25 protein-coding genes are annotated in these 24981 nt (G+C 43.0%); 9 read left to right on the forward strand and 16 right to left on the reverse strand.

Annotated elements, in window-relative coordinates:
- Positions 1–204 precede the first annotated feature (204 nt).
- Together ED652_RS11050 and cobB are read left to right on the forward strand one after the other, a co-directional pair.
- Positions 205–1425 carry an ammonium transporter gene (locus ED652_RS11050; protein ID WP_122054767.1) on the forward strand — a complete coding sequence of 407 codons (1221 nt, stop codon included), beginning with the start codon at positions 205–207 and terminating at the stop codon, positions 1423–1425.
- Positions 1426–1683: 258 nt separating this feature from the next.
- Positions 1684–2418: a Sir2 family NAD+-dependent deacetylase gene (gene cobB, locus ED652_RS11055; RefSeq protein ID WP_122054769.1), complete on the forward strand. Its 735-nt coding sequence runs from the start codon at positions 1684–1686 to the stop codon at positions 2416–2418.
- Between the two features lie 139 nt (positions 2419–2557).
- Here cobB and ED652_RS11060 read toward each other — a convergent pair whose 3' ends face one another.
- The 5 genes from ED652_RS11060 to potA form a co-directional block, all read right to left on the reverse strand.
- Complete coding sequence (locus ED652_RS11060; RefSeq protein WP_122054770.1) at positions 2558–3595, reverse strand: extracellular solute-binding protein; 1038 nt, start codon at positions 3593–3595, stop codon at positions 2558–2560.
- 227 nt (positions 3596–3822) lie between these two features.
- Entirely contained in the window at positions 3823–4857 is a 1035-nt protein-coding gene (locus ED652_RS11065; RefSeq protein ID WP_122054773.1) for an extracellular solute-binding protein, read from the reverse strand.
- 137 nt (positions 4858–4994) lie between these two features.
- Entirely contained in the window at positions 4995–5765 is a 771-nt protein-coding gene (potC, locus tag ED652_RS11070) for a spermidine/putrescine ABC transporter permease PotC (protein WP_004733706.1), read from the reverse strand.
- Positions 5765–6622, reverse strand: a complete 858-nt coding sequence (gene potB / locus ED652_RS11075; RefSeq protein WP_060467661.1) for a spermidine/putrescine ABC transporter permease PotB — start codon at positions 6620–6622, stop codon at positions 5765–5767. Before potB ends, potC begins: the two co-directional genes overlap by 1 nt.
- A complete protein-coding gene (potA, locus tag ED652_RS11080; RefSeq protein WP_017107110.1) occupies positions 6606–7721 on the reverse strand; it encodes a spermidine/putrescine ABC transporter ATP-binding protein PotA in 1116 nt (371 codons plus the stop codon). Before potA ends, potB begins: the two co-directional genes overlap by 17 nt.
- Before the next feature lie 330 nt (positions 7722–8051).
- Here potA and ED652_RS11085 point away from each other — a divergent pair, with 330 nt between their 5' ends.
- From ED652_RS11085 to ttcA, 4 genes are all read left to right on the forward strand, one after another.
- Positions 8052–8906: a hypothetical protein gene (locus ED652_RS11085; protein WP_122054775.1), complete on the forward strand. Its 855-nt coding sequence runs from the start codon at positions 8052–8054 to the stop codon at positions 8904–8906.
- The gene (locus tag ED652_RS11090) at positions 8899–9747 is read left to right on the forward strand and encodes a glucosaminidase domain-containing protein (RefSeq protein WP_122054776.1); all 849 of its coding nucleotides are present in this window, start codon (positions 8899–8901) and stop codon (positions 9745–9747) included. The genes ED652_RS11085 and ED652_RS11090 overlap by 8 nt, the downstream gene beginning before the upstream one ends.
- Before the next feature lie 123 nt (positions 9748–9870).
- Positions 9871–10521: a DUF2987 domain-containing protein gene (locus tag ED652_RS11095; RefSeq protein ID WP_076672085.1), complete on the forward strand. Its 651-nt coding sequence runs from the start codon at positions 9871–9873 to the stop codon at positions 10519–10521.
- A gap of 345 nt (positions 10522–10866) precedes the next feature.
- Entirely contained in the window at positions 10867–11760 is an 894-nt protein-coding gene (gene ttcA, locus ED652_RS11100) for a tRNA 2-thiocytidine(32) synthetase TtcA (protein ID WP_029223700.1), read from the forward strand.
- Positions 11761–11904: 144 nt separating this feature from the next.
- Here ttcA and uspE read toward each other — a convergent pair whose 3' ends face one another.
- The 10 genes from uspE to ccoN form a co-directional block, all read right to left on the reverse strand.
- Complete coding sequence (uspE, locus tag ED652_RS11105; protein ID WP_122054778.1) at positions 11905–12855, reverse strand: universal stress protein UspE; 951 nt, start codon at positions 12853–12855, stop codon at positions 11905–11907.
- 132 nt (positions 12856–12987) lie between these two features.
- Complete coding sequence (locus ED652_RS11110; protein ID WP_004733691.1) at positions 12988–13734, reverse strand: FNR family transcription factor; 747 nt, start codon at positions 13732–13734, stop codon at positions 12988–12990.
- 86 nt (positions 13735–13820) lie between these two features.
- A complete protein-coding gene (locus ED652_RS11115; protein WP_017108023.1) occupies positions 13821–14495 on the reverse strand; it encodes a sulfite exporter TauE/SafE family protein in 675 nt (224 codons plus the stop codon).
- Positions 14485–14733 (reverse strand): cbb3-type cytochrome oxidase assembly protein CcoS, encoded by a 249-nt coding sequence (gene ccoS, locus ED652_RS11120; RefSeq protein ID WP_122054780.1) that lies wholly within the window; start codon positions 14731–14733, stop codon positions 14485–14487. The genes ED652_RS11115 and ccoS overlap by 11 nt, the downstream gene beginning before the upstream one ends.
- Positions 14733–17105 (reverse strand): heavy metal translocating P-type ATPase metal-binding domain-containing protein, encoded by a 2373-nt coding sequence (locus ED652_RS11125; protein ID WP_122054782.1) that lies wholly within the window; start codon positions 17103–17105, stop codon positions 14733–14735. The genes ccoS and ED652_RS11125 overlap by 1 nt, the downstream gene beginning before the upstream one ends.
- Positions 17106–17110: 5 nt before the next feature.
- On the reverse strand, positions 17111–17590 hold the full coding sequence (locus tag ED652_RS11130) for a FixH family protein (RefSeq protein WP_017108020.1): 480 nt from the start codon (positions 17588–17590) through the stop codon (positions 17111–17113).
- A gap of 85 nt (positions 17591–17675) precedes the next feature.
- Positions 17676–18650, reverse strand: coding sequence for a cytochrome-c oxidase, cbb3-type subunit III (ccoP, locus tag ED652_RS11135; protein ID WP_017112094.1), 975 nt, complete (start codon positions 18648–18650; stop codon positions 17676–17678).
- Positions 18650–18826 (reverse strand): CcoQ/FixQ family Cbb3-type cytochrome c oxidase assembly chaperone, encoded by a 177-nt coding sequence (locus ED652_RS11140; RefSeq protein WP_017108018.1) that lies wholly within the window; start codon positions 18824–18826, stop codon positions 18650–18652. The genes ccoP and ED652_RS11140 overlap by 1 nt, the downstream gene beginning before the upstream one ends.
- 9 nt (positions 18827–18835) lie before the next feature.
- Complete coding sequence (ccoO, locus tag ED652_RS11145; protein ID WP_016767204.1) at positions 18836–19456, reverse strand: cytochrome-c oxidase, cbb3-type subunit II; 621 nt, start codon at positions 19454–19456, stop codon at positions 18836–18838.
- Between the two features lie 11 nt (positions 19457–19467).
- On the reverse strand, positions 19468–20901 hold the full coding sequence (ccoN, locus tag ED652_RS11150; protein WP_008221953.1) for a cytochrome-c oxidase, cbb3-type subunit I: 1434 nt from the start codon (positions 20899–20901) through the stop codon (positions 19468–19470).
- A 252-nt stretch (positions 20902–21153) separates the two neighbouring features.
- Here ccoN and ED652_RS11155 point away from each other — a divergent pair, with 252 nt between their 5' ends.
- The 3 genes from ED652_RS11155 to ED652_RS11165 all read left to right on the forward strand — a co-directional run bounded on the left by ED652_RS11155 (position 21154) and on the right by ED652_RS11165 (position 24546).
- The gene (locus tag ED652_RS11155) at positions 21154–21519 is read left to right on the forward strand and encodes a hypothetical protein (protein WP_099167323.1); all 366 of its coding nucleotides are present in this window, start codon (positions 21154–21156) and stop codon (positions 21517–21519) included.
- Between the two features lie 115 nt (positions 21520–21634).
- Positions 21635–22819 (forward strand): FIST signal transduction protein, encoded by a 1185-nt coding sequence (locus ED652_RS11160; RefSeq protein WP_017112097.1) that lies wholly within the window; start codon positions 21635–21637, stop codon positions 22817–22819.
- Complete coding sequence (locus ED652_RS11165) at positions 22819–24546, forward strand: ATP-binding protein (RefSeq protein ID WP_102559865.1); 1728 nt, start codon at positions 22819–22821, stop codon at positions 24544–24546. Before ED652_RS11160 ends, ED652_RS11165 begins: the two co-directional genes overlap by 1 nt.
- A 180-nt stretch (positions 24547–24726) precedes the next feature.
- Here the strand turns inward: ED652_RS11165 and ED652_RS11170 are convergent.
- Positions 24727–24981 (reverse strand): hypothetical protein (locus tag ED652_RS11170; protein WP_367889461.1); only part of this gene is annotated, 255 nt, incomplete at its 5' end.

Below are 24981 nucleotides of genomic sequence, written 5' to 3' on the forward strand. Positions count from 1 at the left end.
TATTTTCTCTCCTTGAGAACCAATAAAGTGCACCTAAGAAATTAACCACAAAGAATCAATAACTTAAAATCAAACTCTGTTGCACGTTTTTTGTGTAACCAAGTTGGAACGCATCTTGCGTTTACTGTTGAGTCTTTAATTAATTACGACATCAATTCGCACGGTTCTAGTGCAATTGAGACAAAGCTAAGGGAGAGAGCTTTAATGAGTCAAACGGTTAACCAAGTTCATAGCGCAGTACAGAGCTTGACGCAGAGTTCGGATACTCTGTTTTTATTACTAGGCTCGATCATGGTCTTCTTAATGCATGCTGGTTTTGCATTTTTGGAAGTCGGTACAGTTAGAAAGAAGAACCAAGTTAATGCGTTGGTTAAGATCCTCTCGGACTTTGGAGTCTCCGCCATTGCTTACTTCTTTATCGGTTATTGGGTCGCTTACGGCGCGCACTTTTTTGCCGACGCAGAAACCTTGTCACAAGGGAATGGATACGAGCTGGTTAAGTTTTTCTTCCTAATGACCTTTGCCGCAGCAATCCCTGCGATTGTATCCGGTGGTATCGCAGAACGTGCACGTTTCTACCCAATCTTGATTGCAACACTGTTTACGGTCGGTTTCATCTACCCATTTTTCGAAGGCATCATTTGGAATGGTAATTTTGGCTTCCAAGATTGGTTAGAAGGCCAGTTTGGCTATGGGTTCCATGACTTCGCAGGTTCAGTTGTGGTTCACGGTGTTGGCGGTTGGATTGCATTGGTTGCGGTTTACTTCCTTGGTATGCGTAAAGGTCGCATCCGCGCGGGTAAACACACTAACTTTGCACCATCAAACATTCCATTCTTAGCGTTAGGTTCTTGGATCTTATGTGTAGGTTGGTTTGGCTTTAACGTGATGTCTGCTCAAGCGATAAATGGCATCAGCGGCCTAGTGGCGATGAACTCACTGATGGCAATGGTTGGCGGTATTCTTGCGGCGCTTGTTGCAGGTAAGAATGACCCAGGTTTTATCCATAACGGCCCTTTGGCTGGCTTAGTAGCGATTTGCGCAGGTTCAGACTTAATGCACCCATTAGGCGCGTTAGTGACTGGCGGCGTGGCAGGCGCGCTGTTTGTTTACCTATTTACTTACATGCAAAACAAAACACAGATCGATGATGTACTTGGTGTGTGGCCTCTGCATGGCGTATGTGGCGCTTGGGGTGGCATTGCTGCGGGTATCTTCGGATCGCAAACATTCTGGGGGCTAGGGGGCGTAAGCTTTGCTTCTCAAATTGTCGGTACACTCGCTGGTATTGCTGTGGCTTTAATTGGCGCATTGATTGTTTATGGCGTGCTAAGCAAACTAACAGGCCTACGATTAAGTGAAGAAGACGAATTCAACGGTGCGGATCTTTCAATCCATAAGATCTCTTCTATCAACGAAGACTAACTCTGGTTGCTACGATGAGTTTTAAACTCATCGAGTACATAACAGTTAAACAAAACTAAGCGGCTTCGGTCGCTTTTTTGTTTCTATGAATGGTAAAACAGAGAGTTTGCGTAGGCACGGGCACAACTATCAAGCGAGTTATGTCACAAATAGCCAATGAATTCAGTTGCCTAAGACTATGGTCTAATCCCTAAAACTATTGTTGGAATTTGAACAGTGCTAAGCTGTTACAAAGTGACATATCTAAAAGGACGTTATATGCATTTCCCATATCGAAATATCGTAATTCTTACTGGCGCTGGCATCTCTGCAGAGTCGGGGATTCAAACATTCCGAGCACAAGACGGATTATGGGAAAACCATAAAATCGAAGATGTCGCGACACCTGAAGGCTTTGCAAAAGATCCTGACTTGGTACAAGCGTTTTACAACAAACGTCGCCACGGACTGCAAAACGAAAGCATCCAGCCAAATTCAGCCCACAAGGCGTTAGGAGAGCTTGAAGACAAGCTTGATGGTAAGGTTACCGTTATCACTCAAAACATCGACAACCTGCATGAGAGAGGCGGGAGTAGTCATATTATTCACATGCATGGTGAGCTTCTTAAAGCACGCTGCAGTGAATCAAACCAAGTTCTAGAGCACAAAGACGACATTCATACCGGTGAACTTTGCCATTGTTGTCAGATCCCAGCTCAGATGCGCCCTCACATTGTCTGGTTCGGTGAAATGCCACTAAGGATGGGAGACATCTATTCTGCATTAGAAGAAGCTGACTTGTTTATCTCGATTGGTACGTCCGGAGTGGTGTATCCAGCCGCAGGGTTTGTGCATGACGCTAGAATGCATGGTGCACACACTATAGAGATTAACTTAGAGCCAAGTGCGGTTGAGAGTGAGTTTGAAGAGAAGCGTTATGGCAAAGCGAGTATCGAGGTGCCGAAACTAGTCGACGAATTGTTGTGCACGGAGAAAGGGTCTTTAACGGCCTAGGCATAATGTTGAGGAAGCATATCTGAGTCTGAATCTGAATCTGAATCTGAATCTGAATCTGAATCTGAAAAAGTTTAGATAAAAATAAAGCGGCTTACGCCGCTTTATTCATTTATTGTACTGAAAAACTAACAATAACTTAGTTGTTCACTTTAAGCTTTTGGAAGTACTCGTCATAAATAACGCTCGCTTCACCAACTTCGTCTTGCCAAACGCCATTATCCATCACTGATTGTGGAGGGAAAATGTTCTTGTCTTCAGCAAATTCTTTAGGCAGAAGAGGGTAAGCGGTTTTAACTGGAGTTGGGTAGCCGATCTCTAGCGCAATCTTCGCTGCATTTTCTGGACGAAGAAGGAAGTCGATCATCTTATGTGCCGCTTCAACATTTTTAGCGCCAGATGGAATCGCTAAGCTGTCCATCCAGAAAATAGTGCCTTTCTCTGGCCAGATAATGTCAATCGTTGCTCCTTCTTGGCGTGCCATGTAAGCAGAGCCATTCCAAAGCATACCAAGAGACACTTCACCCGCTAGGTAAGGGTTCGCTGGGAAATCTGAGTTAAATACCAATACGTTTGGCATCAGCTTACGAAGTTCTTCGTACGCTTCTTTGATTTCTTCAGGGTTCGTTGTGTTTGGAGAGTAACCCAGTTTAGACAGTGCGATATGGAAAACTTCACGAGAGTCATCCATCATCATCAGTTGACCTTCCCATTGTGTATCCCACAGATCGCCCCAGTTTTTAATTGAAGACTTGTCTAGCATATCTGAGTTGATACCAATACCCGTTGCGCCCCAGATGTATGGGATCGAGTAGTTGTTGTTTGGGTCAAATGGCTTATCTAAGTAATTTGTATCCAAATCTGCAAAGTGGCTTAGCTTAGTTTTATCAAGCTCTTGAAGCATGCCTTCTTTACGCATCTTAGAAACGAAGTAAGTAGAAGGAACTACTAAGTCGTAACCCGTGCCTTGAGTTTTTAACTTAGCGTACATGCTTTCGTTAGACTCATAAGTTGAGTAATAGACTTTAATGCCAGTCTCTTCTGTGAAGTCTTCTAGTACTTCATTTGGAATATATTCAGACCAGTTGTAAAAATACAGTTCTTGGTCAGCTGCGAAAGAGGGTGTAGAAAGTAAAGTAGCAGCACACAATGCGCCGGTATACAGTGTTTTTTTCATTACTGTTCCGTTCATTTGTTTGATTTGGAGCTGGGTATTGAACCCAAAGTAAATGGATTTCTAAAAATCGCGCTAAATTATAGCAGTGATATAACAAAATAGGCAGCCTAAGCTGCCTATTCATTGATATTCTTATTTTTAACTTGTTGATTACCTAACTAGACTTGTTAAGTAAACCAGTTACTTATTAGCCTCTGTTGACCAGAGCAATTAGATAACGAACTCGCTTACTGACCGGCTTTAAGCTTCATGAAGTAATCTTCGTACTTCACTGTCTTATCGCCAACCGCAGCTTGCCATTCCACACGGTCAAGGTCTTCTTGTGATGGGAACAAAGCAGGGCTGTCTTTGAACTTCTCGTTAGACGCTTTAACTGCCGTTAGGTAGCCGGTGTCACGAGAAATTTGCTCTGCGATTTCTGGACGAAGTAGGAAGTCGATCATCTTATGAGCCGCTTCTACGTTTACTGCGCCAGAACTGATAGCAAAGTTATCAACCCAACCGATGCCGCCTTCTTTAGGAAAAACCAGTTTAATCGGCAGACCTTCATTTTGCGCTGCAGCAGCAGAACCGTTCCAAAGCATACCAAGACCCACTTCACCAGACATGTATGGCGCGCCAGGGTTATCTGAGTTAAACACAAGAACGTTTGGCATCAACTTACGCAGTTCAGCGTAGGCTTCGTCGATTTCGTTCTCGTTCGTCGTGTTACCTGAGTAACCTAACTTACGCAGTGCGATGTGGAACACTTCACGCGTGTCGTCCATCATCATTAGCTGACCTTCAAGCTCTGGCTTCCATAAATCTGCCCAGCTTTGGAAATCTTCTGGATCGTACATGTCTGTGTTAACAGCCAAACCAGTAATAGCAACTACGTGTGGAATAGAGTAGTCGTTATTCGGGTCGTATGGCTTATCTAGGTAGTTTGTATCTAGATTGGCAAAATTGTTTAGCTTAGTTTTGTCGATCTTTTGAAGCATGCCTTCGTCGCGCATTTTAGACACGAAGTAGGTTGAAGGAACCACAAGGTCGTAACCTTTATTGTGCGTTTTCAATTTTGCATACAAAGTTTCATTCGACTCGTAAGTCGAGTAAATCACTTTGATGCCCGTTTCATCAGTAAACTGTTCTAAGATCTCACTATTGATGTAAGGTCCCCAGTTCATGAATACCAATTCTTTGTCATCTTTTGCAAACGATGGTGCAGATAACATTGAAAGCGCACATGCACTACCAGCTAATAGAGTAGCCCATTTTTTCATTGACGTTAGCTCCAAACTAAACGTTGCCTAAAGGCAGTAGATAGAAAAACAGAATGGCAATTTACCATTCTGTTTATGATTAACACTTTTGTTAAACTTGAATCTTATCAAGTCCGTCTCAGTAAAGAGTAGGAGACTTACTTGATTTTCTCTCTCGCTAACAACTGAGAAATAATCACCAGTATTAACGACACCACTAACATCACGGTTGCTAGGGCATTGACCTCTGGAGATATACCGACTTTAACCATCGAGTAAATCTTCAGTGGTAAGATTTCGTAGGTTGGCCCTGTAACAAAAGAGCTGATGATCACATCGTCCAAAGACAGAGTGAAGCTCAATAACCAACCCGCAGCAACCGCTGGCTTAGCAAGAGGCAGGATGATCTGTTTTAGAATCGTCCATTCACTTGCACCTAAGTCTTTTGCGGCTTCTAGCATCTTCACATCAAAGCCATTCAAGCGACTGTAGACCGTGACAACAACAAACGGCAGACAGAAAGTAATGTGCGCTGCAAGTAGGGTAAAGAACCCAAGTTGCACACCCATTACCAAGAATAGCGCAAGAAGCGAAATCGCCATTACGATATCTGGTGACATCATCACGATGAATAACATGCCATTGACGATGCCTTTACCTTTAAATTGGTAACGGAATAGGGCAACAGCAGTCAGACTTCCGACGATCGTTGCGGCAGTTGCTGAGAACACCGCTACGTTGATCGAGTGCCACGCAGCCTGCATTAGGCTGTCGTTGTTAATCAGCGCGTCATACCACTTGGTGGTAAAGCCACCCCATTTCATACCGAATTTATTGGCATTAAATGAGTTCGCAATCAATACGATAATAGGTAGGTATAGAAAAGCGTATACCAGCGCCATAAAGCTGAACTTAACTGTGCGACCCATTAGTCTAGCTCCACTTTCTTATTCAATAACTTGCCTGCACGGTAGTAGGCATAAAGCATCACGGCCATGGCGGTAGTCAGCGCAATACTGGTTGCAGCGCCAAACGGCCAATCACGAGCATTGAGTACTTGGCTCTTAATGACGTTACCGATCAATAGGTTCTTGGCACCGCCCAACAAGTCTGAAATGTAGAACATGCCAAGCGCAGGGAGCAATACAAGTAAACAACCGCCGATAATGCCTGGCATCGTTAGCGGTAAAACAACCTTCAATAGCGTTTGAAGTTTGTTCGCTCCTAAATCTTTAGCCGCTTCTAAATAAGTATCGTCTAGCTTTTCGATCGCTGAGTACAACGGCAAAATCATGAACGGAAGTAGGATATACACTAAACCTATCATTACTGCCGTTTCGGAATACATAATACGAAGTGGCTTATCGATAATGTCTAACGCCAACAAGCCTTTGTTCAACACACCTTGAGTACCCAGAACCACTTTTAATCCGTAAGTACGAATCAAAGAGTTAGTCCAGAATGGTACAATTACTAGGAACAACATGATTGGACGCCACTTCGCTGGCATTTTTGCCACGATGTAAGCGAACGGGTAACCAATAATTAAACAAAGTAGGGTTGCGACAATTGCCATATAGAAAGAGTGCATCAACACTTTAAAATACAGCGGGTCAGCCAAACGCACGTAGTTGTCGAGAGTGAAAGTCATCTCGATCAAGTTCGCTTCATCACGAGTTAAGAAGCTAGTACCGATGATCATGATGTTTGGAATCATCACGAACAGCACTAACCAACCTGTGATTAAAGCAACAATCGCGTTTTGTAAATTAAACTTCTTGCTCATCTTCTAACACCACTTCCCAGCTCTCAACCCAAGTTACTGCAACTTTTTGGCCCAGTGAGTGATCAACATCAGGGTCATCTTCGTTGAAGAATTCGCTAACCATGACACGCATACCTGATTCAAGTTCTACGACTGAATCTAATGTCATGCCTTTGTAGGTTCGCTCGACAATGTGGCCAACAATACCGCTTTGGTCCGACTCTTTAATTTCTTCGATACGAAGATCTTCAGGGCGAAGTAGTACTTGCAGTTTTTGACCCGGTGTTACGTCTTTATCGTGATAGATAATTGACTCTTCACCTTCGATTGTCGCAACAATGCGCTTTTCATCTTGACGAGATTTCGCTGTCGCTTCGAATACGTTAATTTCACCAATGAAACGAGCAACAAATAAGTTCTTAGGCTCTTCGTAGATTTCTCTTGGTGTTCCGTCTTGTTCAATCACACCATCACGCATAACAATAATACGATCAGACATGGACAATGCTTCTTCTTGGTCGTGCGTTACAAAAATGAACGTGATACCAAGTTGGCGTTGCAGTTGTTTAAGTTCGATTTGCATCTGTTTACGTAGTTTGTAATCAAGAGCAGATAGAGACTCATCCAACAAAAGAACCTTAGGCTTATTAACGACAGCACGAGCGATTGCGATACGTTGCTGTTGGCCACCGGATAGCTGGTGTGGCTTTCGTTGTGCCATTTGTTCTAGGCGCACCATTTTCAAAGCATCCATGACACGAGGTTCAATCTCAGTGTTTGGTACTTTCTGCATGCGTAAACCAAATGCCACATTGTCGAAAACGGTCATATGTGGGAATAGGGCATAGCTTTGGAATACAGTGTTAACATGCCTTTGTTCAGCAGGAACTTGGGTTACATTCTGTTGGGCTAATAGTATTTCACCACTATCTGCCGTTTCAAACCCTGCAATCATTCTTAGTACCGTGGTTTTACCACAACCGGACGGGCCTAATATCGTGAGAAACTCACCATGATTTACGTTTAGATCAAGATTGCCGATGACTTCCTTACCATCGAAACTTTTACTAATGCCAGTTAACTGTACGACTGGCTTTCCTACTGATTTTTTAGCGTTCAACGTCTGTTTTTCTCCACCTTGGTTCTATTTGAGACCTGTTGCTATACACTTTTAAGGCGCGCATGATAATCACCAAAAACGTGAATTCAAAGCATTTTTTACCATTCGAAGATAAAAAATTTCGCAGGTAAAAGTAAACATCCTTTACCATACTGTTATTTATTGGGTTTACACCTTAATAAGTGTCTAATTATTAACCATTAAGACGCAAAAGCAAGCCTTGTTACAGATTCATATTTTAGTTTGTGTCCGACATATGAGTATAATGAAGGTAATTTTTTATCAATAAGTTAGGTGGCTTCAAGCAATTGAACACACCTAGGTATCAATATGAACAACGACATCGAAAAAGATTTTAATTTGGGCGGTAGTATCGACCGTGCACTTTCCGGCGATTATGAGCTCAAAGCAACGGCTGTATTCCAAGAAGCATGGAAACATACGGTAAGTCACTTTCTTTCGTTTTCTCCTGCGATCGTTGCATTGATGTTCGTGCAACTGGCTATTTTTTACATCGCATTGAAATTACAACTTGGTGATCCTGCAGTCATTTTAGATGCTGTTATCGACCCTGAGGCATTTACCCCACAAATCGTTGAATCGATTTTCATCGCTAACTTTAGCTATGAAGTGGTGAGTGCACCTATCTATGCGGGCATCAGCCTAATGGCAATGAGCCACGCTGCAGGTTTGCACACCAAAACTCGTCATATTGGTAAAGGCTTACAATTTACCGTACCGGTTATCTTGGTGACTTTGTTCAGTTTAATGCTGCAAGGTATCGCTGGGATGCTATTACCGTTTCTTTCTATCTACTTTTCACTGGCTTTCAGCCATTCAATCCTATTGATTTGTGATAAGAAAGTTCCGCCAATGCAATCACTGTTGCTTTCACTACGAGCAGTAAATAAGAAAATCTTCACCGTTGCATCTATTTATCTATTAGTGATGCTGATGTTTATCGTCGCTGCGATGATGTACGGCATTGGCTTGATCTTCGTTTTACCATTCTTCTTCCACGTGAAAGGCATTCTTTACCGCGAAATGTTTGGTATTAAGTTAAAAGTTATTGCGTCAGATCGACCAAATAACGATGACGATAATAACGACAGCAGCAACGGCGACAACAGCAGTAACGATGGTAACAAAAACAAAAACAAAAACCCTCAGGTGTTCGATGCGTAATAATGTCAAAGGCAGCGCAAGTAAATCTCTTGCGCTAAAGGTTACTGCACTGGCGATCGTGGGTTCTATCTCACTGGTTGGCCCTCACATTTACCAAGAAGAAGAGCGCCGACGCTCGGCAGACCAAAGTTCAAATACATCAAGTGAGTTTGGTGATTTGACCGTAGCTTCAGATCGACCAAATTTTGCTGCAATTGAAGATGTGAACGAGAAAAAAGAGACCTTCTTTTCTTACCTCCGTCCTAGCATCAACATCGAGAACAAGCGAATTACCAAAGAGCGTGCGTTTTTAACCAAGATCTCTGAGTCAGGCATTACGAATATTGATTCAGAAGACGTGTCGTATGCGAAAAGGCTAGGGAAGTTATACAGCTTACCAGTGCCATCTTCAGGGTTAGATCAAGCTTGGCTTACGGAAATGCTTAGTCGCGTAAACGTACTACCAGAGGCGCTTGTATTAACACAGGCTGCTAATGAATCGGCTTGGGGTACATCTCGCTTTGCTACTAAAGCCAACAACTATTTCGGACATTGGTGTTACACCAAAGGTTGTGGTCTGGTTCCGCTACAACGTAACGAAGGCAGTTCGCATGAAGTGGCTACATTCTCTTCAAGCCAAGAATCGGTTCATCGTTACTTCATGAACTTGAACCGTAATCGTGCTTATGCCGATTTAAGAGCGATTCGAGCAAAACTGGCTACTCAGGGCGACGATTTGTTAACCACTGAATCTGCGACGGAGCTAACCAACGGCTTGCTAAAATATTCTGAGCGAGGTTCAGACTATGTGACTGATTTACAAGCTATGATCCGTCACAACGAGGTATACTGGAAAAAGTAACTCGATTTGGTCTCAGTTTGGTTAACCACGACAGTAAGTTATCATCCAAACGGCATCACACAAAGAGCAGCTAACAGCTGCTCTTTTTAATTATGAACGCTCAACTTCGACAAGATTGTAATAATGAAAAAGACAGCACTCGCTCTATTAGCCTCACTCAGCCTTGGGGTTTCTCTTCCAGCTTCAGCTCAAGAATACATGTTCACGTATTCCAAGCTCTACACACAGCTTAAAAACAACACCAAAGAAGGGCATGATGATGTCAAAGTTGCGGTCTTCTTTGTTGATCAAAAAGCTCAGACAACTTGTCATATCAGCAAAGCTTGGATGGAGAAGGAAGAACATTATGAAGAGCTAAAAGTCTCTCCAGCCAATGAACTGCTTCTACCTGTCGATCAAAACCTACGTTCAGCTAATCCTCTTATCTTTGTACAAACACAAGAACAAGAGTGCGCGTATTCGCTGGTTGTCATGACACAGGAACCTTTAGCTGGAACGGTTGAAGTTGCACAGCTAGAAAGCCTGTTACCGCAGATGCAAGCGATGCTAGAAGACGTCAGCGGCATGTTCTCTAGTTGGTTCACACCAGACATCCAAGGCTTGACGTTAGAGTTTGATAACAAGCTTGAAGGCAACATTGCTCTGTCTAACGGTAAGCAAATCCCAATTGAAGAAGGGCGCGCGAAATTCACGCTAGCTGAGCTCAGTGGAAGTGACAGTATCACGTTACCAGAAGCCACTGTTCGAGTTTTGCCTTACATCCCAGCGCAATAATTGCGAACAGCCTGAAGCTCTTTGTTTCTCTTCAGCTTAAGACTTTACTAACCAGCCTGTTCTTCTCTGAACAGGCTGGTTTTATTTATAGTCTTAAATCTAAGCCTTTGGTCTTGCCAAATCACATATCTCAACACTCTTTCATCATTGGTTCTTACCTCTTATTACGACGTGTTTTCTCACCATTAGAGGGCAGATCGCATGATATGGCAGAATCTTTCTCCTGCTCGGCTTGTTTATCCTGCCGTTACTGTTTCAACCTGAAATAAAAATCCGTATAATCCACGCCCTAAAACAGTCCCACTAGCAATCTACAGTCGGTAATACGACGGTGTGAGAGTCGCAATGAACCAAAACGAAAATAAAAAAGATACACTTGAATTCAACAAGCTTCAGAAACTTCTAAGAAGAAATGTTGGGAATGCCATCGTCGACTACAACATGATCGAAGAGAATGATGTAGTAATGGCGTGCATTAGTGGCGGTAAAGATTCATTTGCGATGCTAGACATTTTGCTACGTTTACGTGAAGCAGCACCTATCAAATTTGATGTAGTGGCAGTAAACCTAGATCAAAAACAACCAGGGTTCCCTGAGCATATCCTTCCTGAGTACTTTGAAACTCTGAACATTCCTTACTACATCGTAGATAAAGATACGTACTCAGTGGTAAAAGAGAAAGTGCCAGAAGGTAAGACGACGTGTGGCCTTTGTTCGCGTCTGCGTCGCGGTACTTTGTACTCGTTTGCAGAGAAGATTGGCGCAACTAAGATTGCTCTAGGTCACCACCTAGACGACATTGTTGAGACTATGTTCCTGAACATGTTCCACGGAGCTCGTCTTAAGGCTATGCCACCTAAGCTTCGTTCTGACGATGGTCGTAACGTAGTAATCCGCCCTCTGACTTACTGTCGCGAAACTGACCTAATCAAATACGCGGAGCACAAAGAGTTTCCGATCATTCCGTGTAACCTGTGTGGCTCTCAAGAAAACCTACAACGTCAAAACATCAAAGCGATGCTAATTGATTGGGATAAACAGACTCCAGGCCGTGTTGAGAAGGTCTTCAAGTCAATTCAGAACGTGAGTCCGAGCCAATTGGCAGACCGCGAGTTGTTTGATTTCATTAACTTACCGTTAGACCGTACTGAAGAGCGCAAAGCATACGAATTCGAAGAAGCTGAAATCTCGTCGTCAAACATCGATGAGTCTCTGTACATTGATGTCACCAACGTTTAAGCCTTATTCGTCGAAGAATCGCTATAACGTATAGATAAATAAAAACGCCTCAAGCAATGCTTGAGGCGTTTTTTTATGGGGTAAATATGTAGATTGAAGTACATATTCAGATTGTCGCTTCTTGAACGTTTAAACCTTTAATCTTTAGCCTTTAGCAAGGTTAGGATCGAGAGGGCTCACATAACCCGATGGCTTAAGAGCCAGAACGTCACAATTAATCTTATCGATAACGTGCTCGGCGGTATTACCAATAAACACGGCAGATAAACCGGTACGGCCTGTCGTTCCTAAAATCACCATAGCGGCGCTATTTTCAGACGCTACTCGTGGAATCACATCTTCTGGTAAACCTTGCTCAACAACCGTTTGCTCTTCGCACATACCATGCTTTTGACGCAGTGCTTTCATTGCCGTTAAGTGATGACCGCGAACCGCATCTGTGTAAGACATTGGATCAAACTCAGGCAATTCAATCGTAATGTTAGCTGGCGTAACCGGGTATGCGTTCACTAAGAATGGTTCAGCATCCAGACGCCCCGTAATCTCAAGCAATCTATCAACCATAGTATCGTTGAGCTCAAGGTGAGCTTCTGTTTCTGAACCTACGTGTACCGAAGCATAAATCTTCGCATTGTCAGGCCAGAAATCATTTTTAACTAAGAGCACTGGGCTAGGGCACTTTCTCAATAGGTGCCAGTCTGTAGGGGTGAAAATCACAGACTCTAAGGTATCGTGCTTGCGCGTACCCTTGATTAAGATCTCATGCCCGCCACTGTATACCTCTGCAATGATCGCTTCATAAGGGCGGTTATGCCAAACCACTTGAACATTAAATTCAATAGAATCATCAAGGTAAGGTTCCGCGACTTTATTCATCCAAATTTCGCGTTGATGAATCACACCTTTGCGCATTGCGTCTCTTTCATCAACAGAAAGCATTGATGTCATCTCATACGAGAAATCGTAAATCGACAAAAAGAAAGTGATGTGGCTTGTTGAGGTGCTTTTCTTTGCAAGTTGGATAGCACGAACTAGAGCAGGTTGCTCATCGTGATTAATGTCTGCGACAACTAAAATTTTGTTATAGATACTCATAACTAAGCCTACTTTTCAGACCGAACATATAAATAATGTAGCGTAGTTATGGAGAGATTAAGAGAAATATAAGAGGTTTTAGGGGAGAAACATGATGTAGCTCATTTTTGAACTACATCATTGATATCTAAACTATTCTTTTGAAACGCCAGCAAGTTCCATCAGAGCATCGTGATCTTCGATAGTGATGTATTTGCCTTTAACGCTCAGGATGTCAGCTTTTTGGAAACGACCTAATAGACGGCTGATTGTTTCAACAGTCAAACCAAGGTAGTTACCAATGTCGCCACGAGTCATCGTTAAGCGGAACTCTCTTGGGCTGAAACCACGTTGAGAGAAGCGAGTAGAAAGGTTGTAAAGGAATGCAGCAAGACGCTCTTCCGCGTTCTTTTTAGAAAGAAGCAGAATCATTTCTTGGTCACCTTTAATCTCGTTACTCATCAGACGCATAATTTGCTGACGCAATTTAGGCATTTTTCCTGATAAGTCATCAAGGATCTCGTATGGAATTTCACACACCATAGAAGTTTCAAGTGCTTGTGCAAAGCTAGGGTGTTCGTCACCCGTAATCGCATCAAAACCAACAAGATCGCCCGCTAGGTGGAATGCAGTAATCTGCTCATCACCTTGCTCGGTAATCGTGTAACTCTTGATCGTTCCAGAGCGAATAGCATACAGAGATTTAAGCTCGTCACCGGCTTTAAATAACTCTTGGCCTTTTTGAATAGGCTTTTTTCTCTCAATGATCTGATCAAGTTGATCAAGTTCAGATTCATTCAAAGTAAATGGGATACAGAGCTGGCTAATACTACAATCCTGGCAGTGGATTGCACAGCCACCAGACTGAACACGTTTCGTCACAGGCTTTTCAGAAATCATAACAATCTTTCACTATTTGATATACGTCAATATTTTAGCATTCCTTTATCCAGTTGGGTAGTAAAAAAACCGGATTTAAAGAACGACTATACGGTATAAATAATGAGCTGCAGTGCCATATATCCAGTATAAAAACCGTAAATAAGGATTAGAATTGCGCCTAATTGGCGAAATAAGTCGGCTTGTTGCAGTTTTTTTAGAAAATTAGCGCCCATACCAACAGTAAGCATCGCTGGTAGCGTCCCTAAGCCAAACGCCAGCATGATACCTGCTCCGTTGTACCAACTTCCCGATACCGCTGCCCAAGTCAACATAGAGTAAACAAGGCCACATGGAAGCCAGCCCCAGATAAAACCAAATGGTAAAGCATGGCTAGGGTGCTTTAATGGTAGAAATGATTTACCTACAGGAGAGATGTAACGCCATAGTTTTTGTCCGACTTTTTCAAAGAACAGCAAGCCGAACCACCATTTACCGATGTACAAACCTAAGATAATCATAAAGACGGCAGCAAATAAACGAAGCCAACCAAGCAAGGCATTAAAATCGCTCAACTGGCCAATCGAAGAAATCGCACCGCCAATCACGCCGCCAATCACGGCATAGCTTAATAGACGACCAAGATTATAAAGGAGGGGAATAACAGGGGAAGGTTTACTGTTGCCAATAGACAGAAGCGACGCAATACCACCACACATTCCCATGCAATGGCCTGCGCCGATCAATCCAACAACAAAGGCGCCAATCCAATCAGGCGTCATCATTCTTTTTTTCTACGTTAGATTGTGTTTCAGTCGAGCCTTGTTTCTTGTCACTCTCTTTTGAGGCTGTAGTAGGCTTGGTATCAACGTTAATATGGTTGTCTTCATCAAACAGAATGTTATGGCCTTGACGCTCAAGGTCTTCAAACTGCTCACTCTTAACGGCCCATAGAAAGATACCGACTGCGATGCACACAAGTACGATCGCAATTGGAATGAGTATGTATAAACTTTCCATTATTTACCTTGCTCTTTTAAGAGCCTTAACGAGTTAGACACAACAATAATAGAGCTAGCAGACATGCCAACAACGGCAATGTATGGAGCCACCAAACCCGCTACGGCCAATGGAAGAATAAGTAAGTTATACCCCAACGACCACGCTAAGTTTTCACGGATTATCTTACGCGTTTTAAGCGCCAATGTACGTGATTTAAGTAATCTATCGAGTTTATCGCCCAATAACACCATATCCGCTGAGGCTTTCGCAACATCAGTACCGCCACCCATCGCAACCGAAAGGTGTGCACCCGCAAGAATAGGCGCATCGTTGATGCCATCACCAACCATCATGGTGATGTCACTAGCGTCTCTAGAGTTAAGGTACGCCAGTTTATCTTCAGGCTTCGCGTTAGCAACAATGTCAGTAATACCAATCTCTGCCGCAACAGGCTTCGCGTTAATCAAAGAGTCGCCAGTCAGCAGCGTAGTTTTGATTCCCGCTTCTTTGAATTGCTTAATGAACTCGATACTTTCTTTACGAATCGGGTCTTCATAAATGAATGTAGCAATATGACGGCCGGCCATCGACAAGTAAATACCATTACTTTCAGATGGCTGAGCTTCACCTAAAATGAACTCGCTACTACCAATCGCAACTTCTTGCCCATTCCACTCACCAGTAATGCCCGAACCAATCACATTGTTCACCGACTCTACTTGGATATCATCTGAAAGATGGGTCTTGAACGCTTTTGCGATAGGGTGGTTAGCGTGTTGTTCTAAGCTAGCCGCGACTTGCAGGCATATGTCTTTATCAAGGTCAGCAAACGTCTCGACTTTGCTGATACGAATATCACCTTCAGTCAGCGTGCCCGTTTTATCAATGATTAAGTGGTTCACTTTACATAAGGTTTCAAACACGTGGCCTTTGCGGAGCAAAATACCAAAGTTACCCATGCGAGATGTTGAACACGTAATTGCCGTCGGTGTCGCAAGAGACAGAGCACAAGGGCACGTCGCCACTAACACTGAAAGCATGATCCAGAATGCGTCTTCTGGACGTGTTTGATGCCAATAGAGCCAAGTACCGAATGAAATAATTAAGATAACCGCGACAAAGTATCGCGCTACCACATCAGCGATTTCAGCGATGCGAGGTTTAGACAATTGAGCTTCATCTTGAAGGCGAACGATATTAGAAATCACCGAATCCGCTTTAGAAGTCATCACTTCTAATTCAAACGATTCATCACCATTCAGTGTGCCAGCAAAGACGGTATCGCCTTCGTTCTTAACCACATGAATTGACTCACCAGTCAGCATGGATTCATCAATGTGAATTCTGCCAGATAATACTTTGCCATCCGCAGGAATATGCTCACCAGGAAGAACGCGAATCTGATCGCCAACCTTCAAGGTTTTTACCGGAACTTGTTCACCGTCTAACGTTGTCGCCATCGCAGGAACCAACTTAAGCAGGTTACCGCTAGCTGCTGCCGCTTTACGACGCGCGCGCATCTCAAGGAAACGACCAAGCAACAAGAAGAAGGTGAACATTGAGATAGATTCAAAGAACACTTCGCCTTGCTCTGTCACCGTTGCCACTAAACTCGCAACATAGGCAAACAACAGAGCGATCGACACAGGAACATCCATGCCCAAGGTTCGGCCTTTAATGCTACGCCAAGCGTTAATATAGAACGGTAACGCAGAGTAGAGCAGAACAGGCGTTGCGAAGATCAAACTCACCCAACGAAAGTAGCTTTTGAATTCCGGCTCAAGGCTGCCAAAAACTTCGAGATAAAGCGCCACAGCTAGCATCATGACTTGCATGGTCGCTAAACCCGCGACACCAAGACGATAAAGGTAGTTTTTCATCGAGCGATGATAAGCGGCTTCTTGTTGGTCAGCCTCGAATGGTGCGGCTTTGTAGCCCAACCTATGAATCGCGGATAGCAACTCACTCAGTTTAGCCTGAGTGTTGTCCCAGCTAAGCAGGGCACGGTTAGTCGTGGTATTAACACGAATACTCACAACGCCTAGCTTTGAGGAGACTTGCTTCTCAATAAGCCATGCACAGGCAGCACAAGAGACACCCTCTAGTGACAATGTCACTTCAGAGGTGTTTTCAGAGTTACGAACGAACTCCAATTGAACATCTTCATTGTCGTAATGACTCAGTGCCAGAAGCTGCTCTGGCACCAAATCTGCTTTTTCAGCAGGAGCAGTACGGTATTGGTAATAAGAGACCAAACCACTATCTATGATTGTCTGGGCTACGGTTTCGCAACCCGGACAACACATCGGTCGAACCGACCCTAAGATTTCTACTTTAAAATCCGTTTCCGCTGGTACATCTTCACCGCAGTGATAACAGGATTCACACATAAGCTTTAATTCGTTAGTTGAGTAGGAGTATCAATAGGGAAGTTCATGCGACCTTGCACTAACCATTCAGAATCATGCGGAGAAAGCTCAATAAACCATGGACCTTGCATTTCATGATCCAGAGTCAACGTGTAGTTGCCGCTCGCATCAGCCGTCAGTAGCTGAGTGAAATCACGGTCAGGCAACGTTCTGTGCACGAACATTGCGCTAATAGCAGGGAAGTGGTCAAGCTTGCCTTTGTCTAGAGTAATGATAACCGAGTTACCTTTCTCATTAACTGAAGCCGATAGACCAAGCTCTTTAGCAATGTTTACTTTTGAAATGTCGACATTAATGCCTTTTCCTTTTTTATAGTAATCCTCAGTCACTAGGTCTACAGAGTTCTGTGTGAACACAATGACCGTCATGATGGTCCAAATAACTACTGTCGCTGGCAACGCGATTAAGAACCACGGCCAAAACTGTTTATACCAAGGCTTTACCATAAAAAATATCTCAAAAATGAATAAAAAGAAGGGCTTATAAAATAAAGGAAAGACAGCCTCTTAGAAAGAGGCTGTTATTGAAATGTTACTTATTATCTGAGTTACTTAAGCTCCACACGTACGATGCAACAAGCTGAACTTTGTCCTCGCCTAGAATATCCTTCCAAGCAGGCATTACGCCAGAACGGCCGTTCATTACTGTTTCAGTTACATCAGCGCGAGAATCGCCAAACAACCAATCGCGGTCTGTTAGGTCAGGTGCACCAACAGCAGGGTTACCCTTACCATCTGTACCGTGACACGCAGCACACACAACGAAACGTGCTTTACCAGCTTCTGCTTCACGTGCATTCACGCTACGACCAGAAAGGCTAAGAGTGTAGCTAACTACTTCTTTAACGCCTTGCTCGCCTAGTGCGTCTTTCCACGCTGGCATTTGACCGACACGACCATGCATGATGGTAGTAACGATAGCTTGTGGTTCACCGCCATATAGCCATGCATCGTCAGTCAAGTTAGGGAAGCCCTTTTGACCACGAGCATCAGAACCATGACACTGAGAACAGTTTTGTAAGAACAAACGTTGACCCACTTTGATTGCTTCAGCATCAGATGCGATGTCAGGAACAGAACGTAGACCGTTCTCATCATGAGCTAGCTTCTTGAATGCTTCGCCAAAATAAGTGTTCGCGTCATCAAGTTCTTTTGCGTACTCATCTAACTGTTTGTTAGCTTGAGCTGCAGCGATTGCAGAGCGAGACTCTTCTACGCTACGAACTGTTTGGTTTGAACTCGTCCAACCTAATAGACCTTTAAAGTTGCCAAGGCCTGGGTATAGAGCAAGATAAACAGCTGCAAACACAATTGTGCTTACGAAAAGGTATGTCCACCATTTAGGTAGTGGGTTATTAAGCTCACGAATACCATCGTATTCGTGGCCCATATCATGACCTGGTTCTACGCCTGTTTTATCTTTAAAACACCAACGAAGTAAGACCGCACAACCAATTAGGGTACCAATCGTAATCGCACTAACCCAGATACTCCAGAATGTACTCATTACTTTGTCACTCCTTGATTTTTAGAACTTGTTGCCGGCTCGTCGTCTGCAAACACTAGGTTCGCATCTTCGTCGAAACGTGTTTTACGATTCTTGCCGTATGCCCACCAAACGATGCCGATGAAACAAGCAAAAACAGTAACAGTCCAAACACTTTGAAATGTAATAATGTCCATAATTATTCCTTATTTCATTGCGTGGCCAAGCGATTGAAGGTAAGCGATGATTGCATCCATCTCTGTTTTTCCTTCAACATCTTGTTTAGCGTTAGCAATTTGTTCGTCTGTGTAAGGAACACCAAATTGATTGCGGAAGAGTTCAAGCTTCTGCTTAGTCAATTTGCCATCAAGTACATTCTCAGCAAGCCATGGGAAACCAGGCATGTTTGATTCAGGAACAAGTTCGCGTGGGTCTAGAAGGTGAACACGGTGCCACTCATCAGAGTAACGATCACCAACACGCGCTAGATCTGGACCAGTACGCTTAGAACCCCATAGGAATGGATGTTCCCAAACACTTTCGCCCGCTACAGAGTAGTGGCCGTAACGTTCAGTTTCAGAGCGGAAAGGACGAATCATTTGGCTGTGACATACGTTACAACCTTCACGAATGTAAATATCACGACCTTCCATTTCCAGAGCAGAGTAAACGCGTAGGTTTTCTACAGGTTCAGTCGTTTGCTTTTGGAAAATAAGCGGGGTGATTTCTACTAAAGCACCAAAGCTGATTGCGATAACGATTAAGATCGCTAGTAGACCAACGTTTTTCTCGACCAACTCATGGCGATTATTTGAATTTGAGCTCATTCTAAATCTCCTTAAGCCGGTTGAGGGATAGCTTTAAGGCTATCTTTAGGTGCAGAAACAGTTTTGTACGTGTTGTATGCCAGTAAGAACATACCTGATAGGAAGATGAAACCACCTAAGAAACGTACAAAGTAGAACGGGTAAGAAGCTTCTACAGATTCTACGAAGCTGTAAGTCAATGTACCGTCAGAGTTAACTGCACGCCACATCAGACCTTGCATCACACCAGAGATCCACATTGCAACAATGTAGAAAACTGTACCAATCGTTGCTAACCAGAAGTGAACATTGATTAGTGATACAGAGTACATACGCTCTTGACCAAATAGTTTAGGAACCAAGTGGTAAACCGAACCGATTGAAACCATTGCAACCCAACCTAACGCACCAGAGTGAACGTGACCGATAGTCCAGTCCGTGTAGTGAGATAGTGCATTAACCGTTTTGATTGCCATCATTGGGCCTTCGAAAGTCGACATGCCGTAGAATGATAGAGAAACGATTAGGAAACGTAGGATTGGGTCGTAGCGAAGCTTATGCCACGCGCCAGATAGAGTCATAATACCGTTGATCATGCCACCCCAAGAAGGAGCAAACAGAACCAAAGACATAACCATACCTAGAGACTGAGTCCAGTCTGGAAGTGCAGTGTAGTGTAGGTGGTGAGGACCAGCCCATATATACAGAGACACAAGAGCCCAGAAGTGGACAATTGACAAACGGTAAGAGTAAACAGGGCGACCAGCTTGTTTAGGAACGAAGTAATACATCATACCTAGGAAACCAGCTGTCAATAGGAAGCCTACCGCATTGTGTCCGTACCACCATTGCACCATTGCATCGATCGCTCCGGAATAAATCGAGTAAGATTTAAACGCAGATACAGGAACAGCCAGGCTGTTAACGATGTGCAACACGGCAACCGTGATGATGAAGGCTCCGAAGAACCAGTTAGCTACATAAATGTGCGATGTCTTACGCTTAATCATAGTTCCGAAGAACACGACCGCATAAGCTACCCACACAAGAGTAATAGCAATATCGATTGGCCATTCAAGTTCTGCGTATTCTTTACCAGAGGTTAAACCTAACGGTAAAGTAATTGCAGCGGACAGGATAATCGCTTGCCAACCCCAAAAGGTAAAGGCTACGAGAGGGCCACCAAAGAGACGCGTCTGACAGGTACGTTGCACAACATAATATGATGTTGCAAACAGCGCACTTGTACCGAACGCAAAAATAACCGCATTAGTATGCAGGGGACGTAAACGACTGTACGTCAGCCACGGCGTATCAAAGTTTAGCTGTGGCCAAACTAATTGAGCGGCAATCAAAACACCAACGCCCATACCGACAATACCCCACAAAATTGTAACAAGGGTAAATTGACGGACGACCGTATAGTTGTAGTTTTGTTCAAGCTGCTTTTCTTGGCTCATTTGCATGCTTCCAATTTCTTATTTACTACACTTTACTTCCAACACGACTCACGTCGTAATGCCACCCAAATTAGAAAAGGAAATTCAGCCTATTCAGGGCTTTATTTCCACTTGCTGATTTTGAAAAAAAGTGGCATTTTCAACGCGACACTATACTTGAATTAACAAATCAATGACAGAGTAGTAACCTTACGCTTGGTCTGGAATTGGATTTTTATTTAAAAACTTTGAACTTTGTAACAAGGAGTAAAGATTATAATGGCGGCACAAAAGCTAACAAAAGGCAGGCTTGTTCAAATTATCGTCATGTTGGTTATTTTAATAGCGGCATTTACTTGGAGAACAGTGACATACGACCAAGACGAGACGATAAACTGTATAGTTTCAAAACCTTGTCAAATTACTATTGATAAACATAATGTTTTAATTTCGGACAATAACCTAGGCTATTTAATCGAAACATCTAAAACTGGCAAATTTATCATTAGCTATGATGAGAACGGAATTCTTGAGGAAAATAAAGCCTCAAAATGGGCGTTAAAAACGACCGATAAAGCCTCATCAATAACCATCACATTTCCACAACAGAGTGGCACATATTTGGTCAACATTTCCAAAGAATAACAGGGCGTGTAAATCACTCTTACCGCAGTTTGTTGATAGAAATATGTACTAAATCAGTAAAACTTAGTGCATAAAAGTGTTATAAATAGATTATTCATAAAGTATTCAGAAATCTATGAAATTTCTATCAAAAGTCTCTTATTCCTTAGACGATAAAATTGCGGTAGATGAGTTACTCTCTGGAGTTGAGACCCCAGAACAAATAGCTTGTCTCATTTGCTACTGTACAGAAGAGTATTCCACACTCGCTGTTCAGCGATATTTGGTAGACGCTCTTCCGAATACTCCTATCCACGGATGCACCACTTGCCACGGCATCATGACAGAAACTGGATTTCATTCAGGGCCCGTCATTGGCGTTCTTATCATCTATGACTCAGGGATCAATGCATACGGAACCGGCATTGAGCACTTTTCTGACTCTATAGAAGCAAGTACCTTTCGAGCAATCGACAAAGCACTTAGAAATGCAAATAGAGAAGGTGAGATACCTGACTTAATCTTACTTCATTCCACTCCAGGTAATGAAGAGAAAGTAATGGCAGCTATCGATACGAAATTTGGTACAGAAGTGCCTATTGTCGGAGGTAGCGCAGCAGACAATCAGGTTTCAGGAAATTGGAGCATATTCAACGAAGAATCGCTCTCTATTAATGGCGTATCGTTAACCGTCATATTTGCATCGCAATCTATATATTCATCACTAAGCTCAGGGCATACGCCGACTCAATTTTCAGGTACCGTCACCAAAGTAAGAAATCGAATATTGTTAGAGATCGACCATAGGCCTGCGACCACCGTTTATAATGAATGGACTAATTTTCATTTAGGTGGCAGTGATGATGGGTATATTTTTGAAAAGTCGACAGTTTATCCATTAGGCCGAAAGGTCGGCTCTTCTTACGACTACCCATATTTCAAGTTATCGCATTCGATCAGAGAAACTGAGTGTAACGGTATCGAATTGTTCACTGATATAAATGAAGGTGACACCATCTATTTGATGCAAGGCTCTAAGCAACAACTGATCAGTCGTGCCGCTAACATCATTCATTCTTCTTATTATAATGACATGGACCTTGAAGAAAAATTAGGGGCTATCAACATATTCTGTGCAGGACCAATGCTGCACCTAAAACAAGACATGGATGAGGTATGTAACCAGATAAATCAGGCGCTTAACGGCCTTCCATACATATGTCCTTTTACTTTTGGCGAGCAAGGAAGGCTCTCTGGTGGGGAAAACGCGCACGGAAATTTAATGGTATCCTCAGCAACGTTTTATAGGTTAAAAAAGTAATGAGTTCCGAAGGTCAAGAAGCGCTGCAAGAAGCTCGCATTGAACTACAAAAACTAAAACTCCGTGAACGAAAACTCGCTGAAGAGAATAGGGTGATCTTATCAACTATCTCTGCGATCAGTAAAGCGGGTAACATTTCCGAGATATTCTCTAGCTTGGAGTATGTCCTCAAAAAATACATCAAGTTCGATGACTTTATTGTGGTTTCAAGGGTAGGGAACGACGGTGCTTTCAAAACCCTGTTAACCAATAACAAAGTCTTTGAACAAATGAACTGGAACGATTGTGGCAAGCTTTCGCGTGTCATCAATGGAGAATGCGCCATCCTTTTTGAACCCAAATCTTTGGGTGAATTCAACTCTTTGCATCCCATTGTTCTCGACCAAATTAACTCTGTTCTGATCACCGGTCTAGATAGTGGACTGACCCAATCCGTCATTATCTTTATCCATTCCAACACCAAGCACTTCAGCATTGAAACCAAAGCAACCTTAAATCGTTTCCGTCCTCTTATTGAACGAGCAGTTTTCGATATTGAGAACAAAGAGAAACTTGAAGCAACGGTAAGAGAACGAACCGCAGAGCTAGTAAACGCGAGAAAGGAAGCAGAAGAAGCTAACAAAGCGAAGTCTGAGTTTCTAGCTATGATGAGTCACGAGCTCAGAACACCGTTGAACGCCATTATTGGGCTTATTGACACGCTAAAGTCCACCGAGCTAACTCAAGAGCAGCAATCTATACTACTTAATATGAGTACATCGTCTGAACTTTTATTGGCAATTATCAGTGATGTGTTGGATTTCTCTAAGATTGAATCTGGATGTTTCTCGTTAGCTCCTCAGTGGAATAACGTAAGAGACACTGTAACTTTTGTTTTATCGGAACAAAGAAAGGCCGCAGACAGCAAGGGATTAGTCTTAACTGTGACAACCGATATCCCTGAAGATGAGCTTCATTATATCGACCAGAGCCGCTTAGCGCAGATCCTCTTTAATTTGATTGGCAATGCCATCAAGTTTACCGAGCGTGGACACGTACATGTATCGATCAAGTATCAGCAAAGCTCGTTCAATATAACAGTAGAAGATTCAGGGATTGGAATCAGCGCCCAACAGCTTTCGTCATTATTCAGTCCGTTTGTTCAAGCTGATAGTACGATTACCAGAAGGTTTGGTGGCACAGGTTTAGGATTAGCGATCACCAAGCGTCTTGTTGAATTAATGCGAGGCCGAATCTTTGTAAACAGCGAACTCGGACAAGGCTCCAAATTCGAAGTGCAATTACCGGTTTCAACGAGAGTCGTCTGTGACAAGACAAACAGACAAAATGAACTGCAGATTCAAGAAGAACCAAGAAGTCGATACTCAGTATTGGTTGTAGAAGACAATCCAACCAATCAAATGGTCATAAAGTTAATCTTAACGCGACAAGGCCACGAGGTGTTCATCGCGAGTAATGGAGCAGAAGCCATTGGCTTTATTGAACAAGGCAGCGATGCAATCGACATTATCTTAATGGACGTGTCGATGCCGGTAATGGATGGATTGACCACAACCAAATACATGAGAGATGCAAACATCAAAACACCAATTGTCGCGCTCACTGCACACACATCAGTAGAAGATAGATTTTCTTGCTTAGATGTCGGCATGAATGATTTCGTGACCAAGCCAGTAAGAACCAAAGAAATTACAGAAGCAATTGATAGGCTCATGCTTGAAGTCTAATAAACATATTCTGAATCGAAGATTAGGATATATGTTTATTAGGTATTTTATGGTAAATAGCCTTACTGTTAAATAGAACACCGAAATAGCACTAAAAAGAGAGGCAGGGCATCAAATAAAGATACCTGCCTTATAAACACCAAGTTTTATTTAACATAATATACATAATGCGCACTGGTGCTAGAAGTTTATCAGGGGTGATTTTAGCTTGGTTACGCCATATTTAGCTTTGGCATCTTTGCAGGCTTCGTCTGCTGTTTTATATGGACCATGAACCTCGACTTGACCACAGCGACCACTTGATAAAAACCATTCATTAACTTTAAAACCATGCAGATGATTAAGCTCTTGCACAGTATCTTTTGTGACGTTAGATAGTAAACGCCCCATGAACCCACGGGGCGATGTTGTTAATGTTTGAAGTTCCAAGGTAGG

This window comes from Vibrio sp. Evd11 (assembly GCF_900382755.1).
In the GTDB taxonomy this organism is placed as follows: Bacteria; Pseudomonadota; Gammaproteobacteria; order Enterobacterales; family Vibrionaceae; genus Vibrio; species Vibrio lentus.

What these genes read in the sequence shown, in the direction of transcription:
- ED652_RS11085 (WP_122054775.1), top strand. Translation starts at nt 8,052, where the DNA reads ATGAACAACGACATCGAAAAAGATTTTAATTTGGGCGGTAGTATCGAC.
- ED652_RS11115 (WP_017108023.1), bottom strand. Translation starts at nt 14,495, where the DNA reads ATGACGCCTGATTGGATTGGCGCCTTTGTTGTTGGATTGATCGGCGCA.
- ccoS (WP_122054780.1), bottom strand. Translation starts at nt 14,733, where the DNA reads ATGGAAAGTTTATACATACTCATTCCAATTGCGATCGTACTTGTGTGC.
- ED652_RS11090 (WP_122054776.1), top strand. Translation starts at nt 8,899, where the DNA reads ATGCGTAATAATGTCAAAGGCAGCGCAAGTAAATCTCTTGCGCTAAAG.
- ED652_RS11160 (WP_017112097.1), top strand. Translation starts at nt 21,635, where the DNA reads ATGAAATTTCTATCAAAAGTCTCTTATTCCTTAGACGATAAAATTGCG.
- ccoP (WP_017112094.1), bottom strand. Translation starts at nt 18,650, where the DNA reads ATGAGTACATTCTGGAGTATCTGGGTTAGTGCGATTACGATTGGTACC.
- ED652_RS11140 (WP_017108018.1), bottom strand. Translation starts at nt 18,826, where the DNA reads ATGGACATTATTACATTTCAAAGTGTTTGGACTGTTACTGTTTTTGCT.
- ED652_RS11095 (WP_076672085.1), top strand. Translation starts at nt 9,871, where the DNA reads ATGAAAAAGACAGCACTCGCTCTATTAGCCTCACTCAGCCTTGGGGTT.
- potC (WP_004733706.1), bottom strand. Translation starts at nt 5,765, where the DNA reads ATGGGTCGCACAGTTAAGTTCAGCTTTATGGCGCTGGTATACGCTTTT.
- ED652_RS11130 (WP_017108020.1), bottom strand. Translation starts at nt 17,590, where the DNA reads ATGGTAAAGCCTTGGTATAAACAGTTTTGGCCGTGGTTCTTAATCGCG.
- ED652_RS11155 (WP_099167323.1), top strand. Translation starts at nt 21,154, where the DNA reads ATGGCGGCACAAAAGCTAACAAAAGGCAGGCTTGTTCAAATTATCGTC.
- uspE (WP_122054778.1), bottom strand. Translation starts at nt 12,855, where the DNA reads ATGAGTATCTATAACAAAATTTTAGTTGTCGCAGACATTAATCACGAT.
- ED652_RS11050 (WP_122054767.1), top strand. Translation starts at nt 205, where the DNA reads ATGAGTCAAACGGTTAACCAAGTTCATAGCGCAGTACAGAGCTTGACG.
- ccoO (WP_016767204.1), bottom strand. Translation starts at nt 19,456, where the DNA reads ATGAGCTCAAATTCAAATAATCGCCATGAGTTGGTCGAGAAAAACGTT.
- ttcA (WP_029223700.1), top strand. Translation starts at nt 10,867, where the DNA reads ATGAACCAAAACGAAAATAAAAAAGATACACTTGAATTCAACAAGCTT.
- ED652_RS11125 (WP_122054782.1), bottom strand. Translation starts at nt 17,105, where the DNA reads ATGTGTGAATCCTGTTATCACTGCGGTGAAGATGTACCAGCGGAAACG.
- ED652_RS11165 (WP_102559865.1), top strand. Translation starts at nt 22,819, where the DNA reads ATGAGTTCCGAAGGTCAAGAAGCGCTGCAAGAAGCTCGCATTGAACTA.
- ED652_RS11060 (WP_122054770.1), bottom strand. Translation starts at nt 3,595, where the DNA reads ATGAAAAAAACACTGTATACCGGCGCATTGTGTGCTGCTACTTTACTT.
- ccoN (WP_008221953.1), bottom strand. Translation starts at nt 20,901, where the DNA reads ATGCAAATGAGCCAAGAAAAGCAGCTTGAACAAAACTACAACTATACG.
- cobB (WP_122054769.1), top strand. Translation starts at nt 1,684, where the DNA reads ATGCATTTCCCATATCGAAATATCGTAATTCTTACTGGCGCTGGCATC.
- ED652_RS11110 (WP_004733691.1), bottom strand. Translation starts at nt 13,734, where the DNA reads ATGATTTCTGAAAAGCCTGTGACGAAACGTGTTCAGTCTGGTGGCTGT.
- ED652_RS11065 (WP_122054773.1), bottom strand. Translation starts at nt 4,857, where the DNA reads ATGAAAAAATGGGCTACTCTATTAGCTGGTAGTGCATGTGCGCTTTCA.
- potB (WP_060467661.1), bottom strand. Translation starts at nt 6,622, where the DNA reads ATGAGCAAGAAGTTTAATTTACAAAACGCGATTGTTGCTTTAATCACA.